General features: G+C 31.9%; 13 protein-coding genes. 7 read left to right on the top strand and 6 right to left on the bottom strand.

Annotation, left to right across the window (positions count from 1 at the left end):
* Nucleotides 1–29 precede the first annotated feature (29 nt).
* Entirely contained in the window at nt 30–887 is an 858-nt protein-coding gene (locus ACTG3Y_RS01040) for a YicC/YloC family endoribonuclease (RefSeq protein WP_439151065.1), read from the bottom strand.
* Between the two features lie 133 nt (nt 888–1020).
* Here ACTG3Y_RS01040 and ACTG3Y_RS01035 point away from each other — a divergent pair, with 133 nt between their 5' ends.
* A complete protein-coding gene (locus tag ACTG3Y_RS01035; protein WP_439151064.1) occupies nt 1021–1500 on the top strand; it encodes an acyl-CoA thioesterase in 480 nt (159 codons plus the stop codon).
* Nucleotides 1501–1502: 2 nt separating this feature from the next.
* Here the strand turns inward: ACTG3Y_RS01035 and ACTG3Y_RS01030 are convergent, their stop codons facing one another.
* The 3 genes from ACTG3Y_RS01030 to ACTG3Y_RS01020 all read right to left on the bottom strand — a co-directional run bounded on the left by ACTG3Y_RS01030 (nt 1503) and on the right by ACTG3Y_RS01020 (nt 3877).
* Nucleotides 1503–2399 (bottom strand): hypothetical protein, encoded by an 897-nt coding sequence (locus ACTG3Y_RS01030; protein WP_439151063.1) that lies wholly within the window; start codon nt 2397–2399, stop codon nt 1503–1505.
* Between the two features lie 238 nt (nt 2400–2637).
* A complete protein-coding gene (locus tag ACTG3Y_RS01025; protein WP_439151062.1) occupies nt 2638–3531 on the bottom strand; it encodes a DMT family transporter in 894 nt (297 codons plus the stop codon).
* Nucleotides 3521–3877, bottom strand: coding sequence for an arsenate reductase family protein (locus tag ACTG3Y_RS01020; protein WP_439151061.1), 357 nt, complete (start codon nt 3875–3877; stop codon nt 3521–3523). The genes ACTG3Y_RS01025 and ACTG3Y_RS01020 overlap by 11 nt, the downstream gene beginning before the upstream one ends.
* Before the next feature lie 83 nt (nt 3878–3960).
* Between ACTG3Y_RS01020 and ACTG3Y_RS01015 the strand changes: the two genes are divergently transcribed.
* A complete protein-coding gene (locus tag ACTG3Y_RS01015; RefSeq protein ID WP_439151060.1) occupies nt 3961–4416 on the top strand; it encodes a DinB family protein in 456 nt (151 codons plus the stop codon).
* Nucleotides 4417–4420: 4 nt separating this feature from the next.
* Complete coding sequence (locus tag ACTG3Y_RS01010) at nt 4421–5668, top strand: cation:proton antiporter (protein WP_439151059.1); 1248 nt, start codon at nt 4421–4423, stop codon at nt 5666–5668.
* On the opposite strand, the gene ACTG3Y_RS01005 is transcribed toward ACTG3Y_RS01010, so the two are convergent.
* The gene (locus tag ACTG3Y_RS01005) at nt 5665–6384 is read right to left on the bottom strand and encodes a PdaC/SigV domain-containing protein (protein ID WP_439151058.1); all 720 of its coding nucleotides are present in this window, start codon (nt 6382–6384) and stop codon (nt 5665–5667) included. The genes ACTG3Y_RS01010 and ACTG3Y_RS01005 overlap by 4 nt on opposite strands.
* A gap of 139 nt (nt 6385–6523) precedes the next feature.
* Here ACTG3Y_RS01005 and ACTG3Y_RS01000 point away from each other — a divergent pair, with 139 nt between their 5' ends.
* Complete coding sequence (locus ACTG3Y_RS01000) at nt 6524–7663, top strand: cystathionine gamma-synthase (protein WP_439151057.1); 1140 nt, start codon at nt 6524–6526, stop codon at nt 7661–7663.
* Between the two features lie 66 nt (nt 7664–7729).
* Here the strand turns inward: ACTG3Y_RS01000 and ACTG3Y_RS00995 are convergent, their stop codons facing one another.
* Nucleotides 7730–8518 carry a THC0290_0291 family protein gene (locus ACTG3Y_RS00995; RefSeq protein WP_439151056.1) on the bottom strand — a complete coding sequence of 263 codons (789 nt, stop codon included), beginning with the start codon at nt 8516–8518 and terminating at the stop codon, nt 7730–7732.
* Between the two features lie 219 nt (nt 8519–8737).
* On the opposite strand from ACTG3Y_RS00995, the gene gdhA reads away from it, so the two are divergent.
* The 3 genes from gdhA to recO all read left to right on the top strand — a co-directional run bounded on the left by gdhA (nt 8738) and on the right by recO (nt 13313).
* Entirely contained in the window at nt 8738–10081 is a 1344-nt protein-coding gene (gene gdhA / locus ACTG3Y_RS00990; RefSeq protein WP_439151055.1) for an NADP-specific glutamate dehydrogenase, read from the top strand.
* A gap of 121 nt (nt 10082–10202) precedes the next feature.
* Nucleotides 10203–12587: a type IX secretion system anionic LPS delivery protein PorZ gene (porZ, locus tag ACTG3Y_RS00985; RefSeq protein ID WP_439151054.1), complete on the top strand. Its 2385-nt coding sequence runs from the start codon at nt 10203–10205 to the stop codon at nt 12585–12587.
* 6 nt (nt 12588–12593) lie between these two features.
* Nucleotides 12594–13313: a DNA repair protein RecO gene (gene recO, locus ACTG3Y_RS00980; protein ID WP_439151053.1), complete on the top strand. Its 720-nt coding sequence runs from the start codon at nt 12594–12596 to the stop codon at nt 13311–13313.
* The last annotated feature ends 8 nt before the right edge of the window (nt 13314–13321 follow it).

Raw genomic sequence — 13321 nt, 5'->3', positions numbered from 1 at the left:
TAAATACTACTACTGCGACTAAAAACTACTTAAAGCACATTCAATAATTGTTCCTTAATTTTTTCCAGTTCATCTTTCATTTGGACTACAAGCTTTTGCATAGGTGCATAATTAGATTTAGAACCTATGGTATTGATTTCTCTGCCAATTTCCTGAGAAATAAATCCTAATTTTTTACCGTTTGAATCATCTGAGTTAAGGGCTTTCATGAAATAATCTAAGTGATTATCTAGTCGTACTTTTTCTTCAGTGATATCAAATTTCTCTATATAGTAAACCAATTCTTGTTCAAATCGGTTTTCATCTACCTTTTCTTTAATATCAGATATTCCTCTTTCTAATCGTGCTCTAACACCATCAATACGGTCAGGATCCATTGTTATAACTTCTTGTAATAAACGTTTTAGAGAAGTAACTCTATCCTTAAAATCTTGTTTTAAAGTCGCTCCTTCATCTTTTCTATAAGCAACTATTTTGCTAATGGCTTTATTAATTCCATCCGCAATTTGTGTCCATTCCTCTTCATCAATATCATCACGCTCTGTAGTTACTGCATCTGGTAATCTTATGGCCATTTTTAAAAGTTCAGTAGAATCACCATCCACGACATCTCTTAGTTGCTTAATGTATTCGTTAACAACGGTTTTATTTATTTTAGAACTTGTGTCTTCGCCTGTAATTTCTACATAAAGAGAAAAGTCTACTTTCCCTCTTATAAGATTTTTAGCAATGCGTTTTCTAATTTCTAATTCTTTTGCACGATACATAGAAGGCATACGCGCATTGAGATCTAAACTCTTACTGTTAAGTGATTTTAACTCTATAGATATTTTTTTTGTTGGGAGCTGTAAAACAGATTTCCCATAACCTGTCATGGATTGTATCATTAAAAAGCTTTAATTAAAGTTGAGCAAAGGTACAAAATTGAATGGTTATATAAGGTTATGAAAATGTTTGAATAGTATGTTTAGTAGACCACATACTTTTTTAACTTTGTGATTCTTTTTTTAAGATAAAACTATGTACAAAAAACAATTTGAAATTCGTTGGAGTGATGTTGATGCCAATGGACATCTGGCAAATTCTGCCTACACTAATTTTATGAGTCACGCACGAATGTCTTTTTTTAATGAGCAGGGATTTTCTATGAAGGAAATACATAAATACAATGTTGGTCCAGTCGTGTTTTATGAGCATATGTACTATTTTAAAGAATCCTTTATTGGCACACCAATTACCGTGACTATTGAAGTTTCTGGGCTAAGTGAAGATGGCATGCTATTTATGTTTGAGCATAATTTTTATAATCATAAAGGAGAAAACTTAGCCTATTGTGAAATGCAAGGTGCATGGATAGATTTGAAAGTTCGAAAGCTTACAGAGTTACCTAAAGAGATGCTAGAATTAGCAGAGAAATTCCCGAAGTCTGAAAATTTTAAAGTGCTAACCAAAGAAGATACACGCAAGTATGGTGTTAGACCAAAACCAATGATGTTATAGATTTATTTGAAAGGTCGATGTTGTCTGTAAGATTTAATTTGCACATTTTTTATAAATGGCTTTAGAATCTGATTTGGCAAATATAGTTTGTGTTTGCAGTAGCAGGTTAATGCTCTAGGTTGTGCACCCAGAGTGCTTTTTATTTCAGAAGCAGTTCTACCTAAGTTGATCTGGTCAGATTTGGTCTCTATTCCAAGCCTTACATAATCATTCAATATTCGAGGATAAATGGCATATTCTTTATTGTTAGAATAATCTATACCAATGAAATGCGCATCGAGATGAGTACCGTTTTGCATTGCAGATAGAAAACCAACTAACAGATCATTTAAAAAATAGCCTTTAACAATAAATTTTTCTTTGAATAATTTTTTAAGTTCAATATAGGTATCAAGATTTAATATTTGTGCATTAAAATCAGCATTATCAATGGTGTTTTGATATAATTCTTGTAAGGCTTTTTTATGTTTCTTAATGTCTTTTTCTGAGAAAATTTTTGTTGCTAAAGATTCGCTTTTAGAATCTGCCTTGTTTGCTTTAACGCGATACCTAGACCTTAATGCGTTTTTAAAATCATTAAATGAACACCACTCTGGTTTCAAACTAATAATCATATTAGGTTCTACTTGCATTGATGCATAGTCAAAGGATTTTAAGTGTTCTGTAATGTGTAAAGAATCATCTTCAAAATCTTTAATAAAGATGGCGTTTAGTTTTTTTGTGACTTTAGATAACTTTCTTACTCCGTTAGCTATCGCCTTAAAAGTGGCTATTTTATCTTCACCATCCTTTAAATAGGTACCATATTCTCCACTCAAAAAAACGTTGCCACAAAACAAAACACGTAGATGATTTCTGCAAAATATCTTATTTACAAATCGTCTGATTCTATCAGACATTGTTATATTCTTTGTAATGGTTTCAATACCTATTGAAACGATTTGAGTATTCGCAAAAGCTATTGCTTCTTTATTTTTTAAAATAAATATATAATTGAAGTCTATATCTGTGTTTGAAATTTCAAATGCTTTTAAAAATTCAGGTGAATAGTAAATACTGGTACAACAATTTATACTATCCCAATACGATTTAGGAATGTCATCTACAGATTTAAATATTTTAGATTTTAGTTTCAGTCTAATTTGACAATTTTGGTTTTTTAATTACAAGATATACACCTATAAAAATCAGTAACATAGCCGATATTTTTAAAGAATCTATGAAATCCGCACCAATATAAAGCGCAAAAAGCCCAGCAATAACCGGCTGAAGATAAATAAATATCCCAACAGTAGACGCTTTTAGCTTATTTAAAGCCAGTGGGTTGAACACATAAGTGCCAAAAGTGGCACCGACAATTACGAACAATACAGAGAAGGTTATGTGTGGTGTAAATGATTTCCACTGCACTTCTAAAAATTCATTATAACCAAACGGAATTAGAATGATTAAACCAAACAAAAACAACCATTTTATAAATGAAAATGGATGGTATTTTGCAGTTAATTTTTTAATTAGTATTACGTAAATACTATAAGATATTGCATTTAAAAAAATCAGTAAATTTCCAAGAGGCACATTGTCGCCTGCTCGTGCAGATTTACCGTAAATAGTAAGAATTAAAGCTCCTGTAAGTCCTAAAGCAACACCAATTATTTTGAGTGTTGTAACTTTTTCTTTAAGAATATAGGCAGAGAGAATTAGTATAATGATTGGTGTGATGGTCATTATAGCAGAAGCATGTATGGGCGATGTAAATTCTAAACCTTTAAAAAAGAATAACATATTTATAACTACACCAAAAAGTGCTGCAACAAAAAGCTTAATAAAATCTCTCTTTTCAATCTTTTGTTGAGGTACAAATAAACTTACAATCCAGAATAAAAGGGTTGCACCTGCAACTCTCAGTAACACAAATCCAAAGGGTTTTATATAGCTTTCATTCATTACCACTTTTGCGATGGTATAATTGAGACCATATAATAATTGCACCATAAATAATGCAAAAATGGCAAAGCGTCTACTTTCCATGTATGGCTTGTTTAGCAGCTGCTACAGTTTTCTTTGAATTACCAATAAAAATTTGATTGTTGTATATAACTACTGGGCGTTTTAAAAATGTGTAATGTTCTAAAATATAATATTTGTAATCTTCTTCAGAAAGTGATTTATCTTTTAAACCAAGTTCTTTATATAATCTGGCACGTTTGCTAAATAAACTCTCATAGTTGCCAGACAAGGATTTCATGCCTTCAACTTGTGACTTTGTGATGGGCTCTGTTTTAATGTCTTGAAGATAAAAATTCTCAGGCAAATTCAATTCAGTAATAATACGAGTGCACGTATTGCAAGTACTTAAAAAGTATATTTTATTCATATCCGAAATGTATATATTTTTGAGATTGCAAAGTAACCTTATTTAAAGGTAATTTTAATTACATTTAAGAAATTTATAATTATATGGATTGGGCATTTGATATTACTTTAAAAAATAGACAACTTTTAAAGAGTTTTATAGAGAACCTATCGCTAAAACAACTCAATACAATTCCTGAAGGATTTAAAAATAATATCATATGGAATATAGCACACGTGATAGTAACACAGCAATTATTAGTTTATAATCTATCTGGTCTTAAAACAATTGTTTCTGAAGAGATGATAGCATCTTATAGAAAAGGTACAAAGCCAAAAAGAGACTTAACGGAAGCAGAAATAGACGCAGTAAAAAACCTTTTGTTTTCAACGATTGAAAAAACGAAAGAGGATTATAAAGCAAAATTATTTCAAACTTATAATCAATATACTGTAACAACTAAGAGCACTTTAAGTAATGTTGAAGAAGCCATAGAGTTTAATAATTTTCACGAAGGCATACATTTAGGTTATATTTTAGCATTAAGAAAATCACTGTAAAACAATGGAATATTACTCAATAGCAACAATTTTAATTGTACTGTCTGGCATATTTGGATATATCAATGTAAAATTTTTAAAACTGCCAATAACCATTGGTTTAATGCTTATTACCATAGTGTTTACAGCTATTGTAATAGTAATTGCTCAGTTTGATGATACACTTTTAGTTAGAGAAAAAGAATTCATTTCCAGTATAGATTTTGAAACAGTTTTACTAGATATTATCCTGAGTTTTTTGCTATTTGCAGGAGCTTTACATACAAACTTTAATCAACTAAAAGTACAACGATGGCCTATATTGGCATTCGCTACGTTTGGTGTTTCGGTGTCCACTTTTCTGGTGGGTACTATCATGTTTTATGTTTTACAACTCTTTGGTTTACAGATTAGTTTTATTAATTGTCTACTTTTTGGTGCTTTAATATCTCCTACAGACCCAATAGCTGTGTTAGGAATTTTAAAAGATGCAGGAGCTCCTAAAAAACTTGAAACAAAAATTGTAGGCGAATCTCTGTTTAATGATGGAGTGGGTGTTGTGGTGTTTTTAACCATTTTTGCAATTGCTGCAAAACCAGATGCTGCTATTGAATTCTCTGAAATTGCAACATTATTTGGGCAAGAGGTTATTGGTGGAATTGGACTAGGATTAGTAATTGGTTGGATTACATATCGATTAATGAAATCTATAGATAATTATGATGTAGAAGTCATTTTAACTATTGCTACAGTAATGGGTGGTACAATGCTTGCTCATAAGTATCATCTTTCTGCACCTTTAGCTATGGTGACCGCAGGATTGATAGTGGGTAATGACACTGTGCGGGACTCAGCAATGTCAGAAACGACAGAGACATATGTAGATAAATTTTGGGAATTAATAGATGTACTTCTTAACACAGTGCTTTTTGTGATGATTGGTATGGAAATGTTAGTGTTAACTCTTAAAGGTGATTATATATATGCAGGTTTGCTTGCAATTCCTATAATACTATTATGTAGATATGTGTCATTGTGGTTACCTATTAAGTTTTTTGCAAAACGCCTAGATTTTGTTCCAAAAACTACTTTGATTATGACTTGGGGAGGTTTACGTGGAGGTATCTCTATTGCATTAGCACTAAGTTTAACCCAAGAAATGCATAGAGAATTGTTTTTAGTAATTACTTATGTTGTCGTTGTAGTCTCAATTGTAGGGCAAGGTCTAACGGTAGAACCAATAATTAAGAAGTTAAGTAAACAAGTCAGTTAATAGCGTTTTAAAAAAGACTCAACCTTTTCAAAAGGAATAACAAATTCAGTATATCCTTGAGCATAAGATGAGACTTCGTATACATTGTAAAGTAAAATTAAGCCTTCATCACATAATCCCATGTTTTCTGGTAAGTGAAATGATTTTCCGAAGAAATAATCTTCCATTTTTAAATTAGTATCATTTTCGTTTAAATTTTTGATGAAATAAGATTTAGCTAGCTTAATAAATGAGTTGTTAATTTCAATAAAATCATTCAAGGCTAATATATTACCGGTTTTTGCATCTAAATTGAGGAATCTAATCTGGTCATTACCATGCGCACCTCCTTTATATTCATAAATACTTATTGGAATTGAAATGATATTGTCAGATTGATAACTTATTTCAGATTCGATACTTAATTCCCATACAGGTTGAGCAGCCTCCGGAAAATCTTCCTTAAACTCTAAATATTCTAAGTTAAACTCATTTAAAACGTCTAATAATTCTGTTTTATCATTAGCACCGTTGAGAGTGCTAATAATGGTATTTTTAATATTGGTATTAATAGTTTCACTTAAAGTATTGTGTCCAGTGGCTTCATTATAATTAGTTTCAATATCTGTTTCAAAAGTATTATCTATGGACACAGACTTAAATGAAACGGGTTGATAATCTGTATTACAAGAGCTGAAAAAAATAAGACTCAAAAGAAAAAATAAATAGCGTTTCAATACAAAAGAGTTATGTTAAACATACAATAAAGGTATTGTATAGATTTCAATAGAACGAATTATACTATAAATTTGTTATGTTTTTAAATGCATTGTTGTAATCAACATTCTACTAAGTTATTCTAACTAAAATAATAACATGAAATTTAATACAAAAACAATACATGGTGGTCAAAAACATGATCCTGCATATGGTTCTGTGATGCCACCGATTTATCAAACATCAACATATGCTCAATCTACACCCGGAGGACATAAAGGTTACGAATATTCAAGAACGCACAACCCAACTCGAAATGCTTTAGAAAATGCATTTGCAAGTATAGAGAATGGTAATTATGGTCTTGCCTTTGCTTCTGGATTGGCTGCCATAGATGCAGTTTTAAAGCTTTTAAAACCAGGTGATGAGGTTGTTTCAACGAATGACTTGTATGGCGGAACGTATAGATTATTTACAAGAATCTACGAAGATTTCGGAATTAATTTTCACTTTATTGGTATGAAGAATGCTGAACGTATTGAGGAGTATATCAATAAAAAAACTAAATTAATTTGGGTAGAAACACCAACTAACCCAATGATGAATGTCATAGATATTAAAGCTGCATCTACTATTGCTAAGAAGCACAATGTATTATTAGCAGTAGATAATACTTTTGCTACTCCTTATTTACAAAGACCACTAGATTTGGGTGCTGATATCGTAATGCATTCTGCTACTAAATACCTTGGCGGCCATAGCGATTTGGTTATGGGAGCCTTAATTGTAAAAAATAAAGCTTTAGCAGATAAATTATATTTTATTCAGAATGCAAGTGGAGCAATTTGTGGACCACAAGATGCGTTTTTAGCATTACGTGGTATTAAAACGTTGCACATACGTATGCAAAGACATTGTGAAAATGGTAGAGCCGTAGCAGAGTATTTAAATAACCATTCAAAGATTGAGAATGTGTATTGGTCTGGTTTTGAAAATCATCCAAATCACCACATTGCAAAATCTCAAATGGATGATTTTGGTGGTATGGTGTCCTTTACAACAAAAGGAAATAACTACGAGGAAGCTATTAAAATTCTAGAGAATTTAAAGATATTCACACTTGCAGAATCCTTAGGTGGAGTTGAGTCTTTAGCAGGTCATCCAGCAAGTATGACACATGCGAGTATTCCAAAAGAGGAACGCGAAAAAATAGGTGTTGTAGATTCATTAATTAGATTAAGCGTTGGTATAGAAGATGAAGAAGATCTAATTGCAGACTTAAAACAAGCCATTGAGTAACTGAACTAATCATAAATAAAAAAAGACCAAACACGTGGTCTGTTTTTTTATTTATATCATGTTTTTTTAATCTAAATAATAGATGTAACCAAAGTTGAGCCAAACAAGCCAATCATTAGCTTTATTTGAGTCGAGTTGATGATTTAAGCCGTCTGTCCAATTGCTGAAAAAGTATTGAAACCTTAAATCGACCATTAAATCTGATAATATGGTTAACTTATATCGTGTTCCTACACTTGTAACTACAGACCACGTTGAGCCACTTTCATTACTAACAGATCCTGGTTCCCATCCTGAATAAAAATTACTCGCATTGGCAATATTCATATCACCATAACTTGTTTCTACACTAGGATTATAAGACACATAGTGTGCTCCTAAACTCACAAAAGGTGCAAATGAATAAACGCCTGCCGAAAAAGCTCTAATACTTCTAGGAAAATATTCTAACTGCATACCAATATCCCAATTTTGTGCTTCACCAGAATGAGCCCTTAATCTATCGGCATCTGCACTTGTTCTATCACTATCTACCCATTTTCCGAAGTGATTTAATGATGTTTTATTCCAGGCAATCTCACTTCTTAATTTAAAGTGATCATTAAAATAAGTATCTGTAGAATAACAATTACAATCTGCTCTATAGGCAAAGTTTATGTAATGTACAATACCGATTCCAAATCCAGTATTCCCAGAATTTGTTTCAAAATCGTAACGAAGACCAAAATCAGATTGATATGCTATAGGACCAGTAATAACGCCTATTTCGTGAGAGAAGCCTAATTGAGAAAAACTAAGCTGCATTGCTAAAAGCAATATAAGCGTAACGAAAACTTTCTTTATGTTTCTTGCCATATAATTCTAAAATTGAGGCTCTTGCCGAACAAATATATTAAAACCCGACGAACTACCAAATAAAACGGATAAAATGCAGTTTTCTTGTTAGGGATAAGAATTTTATCGCAAATTGAAAGATTGAAAAAATAATTGAGAATATAAAAAAAATATGTAGTTATTTTTAAAGATAACGTATCTTTACGCCCGATAAATCACAATTTCTTAACAAATATATAAATGAAAGATAAAATTGATGCATTTTTAGATCTTGTAAAGGAACGTAATGGTCATGAACCAGAGTTTTTACAAGCGGTACAAGAGGTTGCAGAAACAGTTATACCTTATATTGTACAGCACGACATTTACCACGGGAAGAACATTCTTTTAAGAATGGCAGAACCAGAACGGTTAATTTCTTTTAGAGTTTGCTGGGTAGATGATTCTGGTGAAATACAAGTAAATAGAGGTTATAGAATTCAAATGAATTCTGCTATTGGGCCTTATAAAGGTGGATTGCGATTTCATCCAACAGTAAATGCTAGTATTTTAAAATTCTTAGCTTTTGAGCAAGTATTTAAAAACGCTTTAACCACACTTCCAATGGGGGGTGGTAAAGGTGGTTCTGATTTTGACCCAAAAGGAAAATCAGATAATGAGATTATGCGTTTTTGTCATGCCTTTATGAGTGAATTATTCAGACATATTGGTCATAATACTGATGTGCCAGCTGGTGATATAGGTGTTGGTGCAAGAGAAATAGGTTTTATGTTTGGTATGTATAAGAAGTTAAAAAACAGCTTTACAGGTGTATTAACAGGTAAAGGACAATCTTGGGGAGGATCTTTAATTAGACCAGAAGCCACAGGATACGGAAACGTATACTTTGCCCAATATATGTTAAAAACTAAAGACGATTCATTTGAGGGTAAAAAAGTAGTAATCTCAGGTTCTGGAAATGTTGCACAGTATGCTGCAGAAAAATCTATTGAACTGGGTGCTAAAGTGTTAACGCTATCAGATTCTGGTGGTTATATTGTTGATGAAGATGGCATAGATACTGACAAACTAAAGTTTGTTATGGATTTAAAGAATGAGAGAAGAGGAAGAATTAGCGAATATGTAGAAAAGTATCCTAATGCAAATTATTTTAAAGGAGCACGTCCTTGGTCAGTTAAATGCGACATAGCACTGCCTTGTGCCACTCAAAATGAACTAAATGGAGAGGAAGCAAAACAACTCATCGATAATGGTTGCATTTGTGTTTCTGAAGGTGCAAATATGCCATCTACACCAGAGGCAATTCACGAATTCCAAAAAGCTAAAATATTATTTGCGCCTGGAAAAGCATCAAATGCTGGTGGTGTAGCAACGTCTGGTTTAGAGATGAGTCAAAATTCATTACGATTAAGTTGGACTAGACAAGAAGTTGATGATAAGTTAAAGGATATTATGGAAGATATTCACGACTCTTGTGTTGAGTATGGTAAAAATGATGATGGATCAATAGATTATATCAGAGGAGCTAACATTGCTGGATTTGTGAAAGTAGCAGACGCGATGCTAGCACAGGGCATAGTTTAAAATACATTTTATTGAACTAAAAAAGCTTTGACGATATTCTTGAAGGCTTTTTTTGTTACATATTATATGATTAACGATTTAATATCGTTAGTATTAAATATATTTGAAGAAACATTTTTTAATGATTAAAACGGTTTTTAGAACACTATTAATTAGTCTTTATTTTTCAGTCTTTGGATACAGTCAAGATTTTTCTGTCCTATGGGAATCGCACTATTCATATAACGACATAGTTGATGTTGTGAGTGCTGAAAATAGAATATACGCAGCGGCTGAAAATGCCGTGTTTGAGTATAACACTTTTGACGGTGAATTAAGAACCATAACTACTGTCGAAGGACTTTCTGGTCAGGAGATTACATCAATATATTATAGTGCAATCTATCAGTATTTATTAATAGGTTATGAAACAGGTTTAATCGAAGTCTATTCTGAAACCGATAGATCCGTGCTTACGGTTGTAGATATACTTGACAAACAGAATATCACTCCAGAAAATAAAAGAATAAATCATTTTTATGAGAATAATGGCTTTATATATATATCTACAGATTATGGTGTGTCAGTTTATGACTTAGAAAGGCTAGAATTCGGTGATACTTATTTTATAGGTAATGGAGGTTCACAGATAAAAGTAGAGCAAGTGACTATTAATAACAATGAAATATTTGTGGCTTGCCAGGATAACAACGGAATTAAAAAAGCAGATTTAAGTAACCCAAATCTTATAGATTATCAACAATGGACTACATTAATAGGTGGTAATCACGTCACTATGAGTACTATTAACAATAAAGTCTATTCAGTTAGGTCTAATAGAGCTTTATATGAAATTGATGGTGTTAGTCTTACACCAATTCTAACGCTTCCTTCACTCCCGGTTGATGCAGAAGTGTCGAATTCTAACTTAATTTTTTCAGCAACAAACGCGGTTTATGTCTATGATGAAAATATTCAATTAGTGAGTTCTTATGTGCCAAATGAAGATTTTACCACAAACTTTTCTTCTGCAACTCAGGTTAATGATTTCGTATATATTGGCACTACAGATTTTGGAGTGCTGGGAATTTTACTTTCGGAAGTTAACAGTTTTACACAGATAAAACCCAATGGACCATCGCGTAATGGTATTTTTAGAATAAACGCCACAACTGGCAATGCATATGCTACTTATGGTGAATTTACACAAGCATTAAATCCATTTCCATTAACCTCAAGAGGTATAAGTTATTATAGAGATGAGGTATGGGAAAATGTCCCATTTGATAGTTTACTGGGCGCTAGAGAATTAAATGAAATTACTCCGAATATATTTAATCCTAACCAAGTTTTTATAAGTTCTTACAAGGATGGGATTTTAGAACTTAATGATTTTGAACCAACGATTGTATATAATCAAACTAATAGTGGACTAGAATCTTTAATACTACCAAATAATCCAAATTTTGTGGGTATAAGAGTTTCCGGAGCAGAATTTGATTCCAGCGGATTGCTTTGGTCATTAACAAGTAGGGTAGATAGAGCATTAAAATCTTTTAACCCAATGACTGGAGCCTGGCAAGGTTATAGTTTTGCTAGTTTAATTGACAATGCATTGTCGGATGAAGTTGGATTTTTTGATATGGAAATAGATAATAATGGTACAAAGTGGATTGGTTCATACACCAATGGTTTAATTGCGTATAATGAAAACAAACCTAGTCCTATTAAAAATTTAAGTACAGAAGAGCAGAATTTACCTGCGCTCGGTAGAGTGCAATCTTTAGCACTTGACGATAGAAATCAGTTATGGGTTGGTACAACTTTAGGGCTTAGAGTTCTGTTTAATACAAGCGGGTTTTTTGAAGCTCCAAACCCAACGTTAAGTCAAATTATAATTTTGGAAGATGGTATTCCAAAGGAATTATTAGAAGACCAATCGATTACTGATATTGATGTAGATGGGTCTAATAATAAATGGGTTGGTACTGCAGATTCTGGTGTATTTTATTTTTCCCCAGATGGACAAACGACTATTTATCATTTTACAGTAGATAACTCCCCATTACCATCTAATACAGTTAATGACATATCTATTGATGCAGATAATGGAATAGTTTATATAGCCACTATTAAAGGGCTTTTAGCTTTTAATTCTGGCGGTTCAAAACCAGAGGAAACATTAGACAATGCATTTGTTTACCCAAATCCGGTAAGACCTGAGTATGATATATTAGGTTATGGAGATTTAAATGATATAAACAAAGGCATTAAAATAAGTGAATTGACGGAAAATGTAAATATTAAAATCACTGATATTGAAGGTAATTTAGTTGCAGAAGCGCAATCTAATGTTAATCTAAGATCGTCTAGTGCCAATTATAATTTTGCCATTGATGGCGGAACAGCTATTTGGAATGGTAAGAACCTAGGGAATTCAGTGGTGAGATCTGGTGTCTATTTAATACTTATTTCAGATTTAGACTCGTTTGAAACCAAAGTACTTAAGGTTCTTATAGTAAGATGATAAGCCATGCTTACAAAAAACAATAGTATTGTTCTTTCAAAATTAAAATACAAAGATTACGATCTTATTGTAAAGTGTTACACCCAAGAACGTGGAGTAGTAAGTTATATATTAAGAGGTGTATTAAAATCAAAAAAAAGTCAAACAAAAACGGTTTATTTTCAGGTACTTTCACAGCTTCAAATCGTTGAGACTTATAAGCCCAATCAATCTTTGCATAGCATAAAAGAAGTTAGGTTAAATTACATCTATAAAACACTTCACACTAATATCTATAAAAGTGCTTTAGTTTTATTTTTATCTGAGGTGTTATCTAATGTCTTGAAAGAAGAAGAAAAGAATGAAGATCTATTTAATTACATTCAAATTTCTTTACAATATTTAGACAATGAAGATAAGTTCTCAAACTTTCATTTATTATTTCTCCTCAAACTAACGCGCTATCTTGGGTTTCAACCCGAAAATCTAAAAATGGAATATCCTTATTTTAATTTAGAAACTGGTGTTTTTGAAGCTTCTAATCATGGAGTATATTCCATTTCTGGAGAAAATTTAACACTGCTAAAATTGTTGTTAGGCATAAATTTTGATGCCTTGGATACTGTGAGAATTAATGCAAAACAAAGACGGGAGTTTTTAAATATGTTATTGTATTATTTTGAATTACATTTAGGGGGTTTTAATAAACCTAAGTCATTAAAAGTGCTTAACGAAGTGTTTAATTAAGCGAGTTT

Origin of the sequence: Winogradskyella sp., assembly GCF_965656915.1 — a bacterium.
In the GTDB taxonomy this organism is placed as follows: domain Bacteria; phylum Bacteroidota; class Bacteroidia; order Flavobacteriales; family Flavobacteriaceae; genus Winogradskyella.
This window is presented reverse-complemented; position numbering and strand designations above follow the sequence as displayed.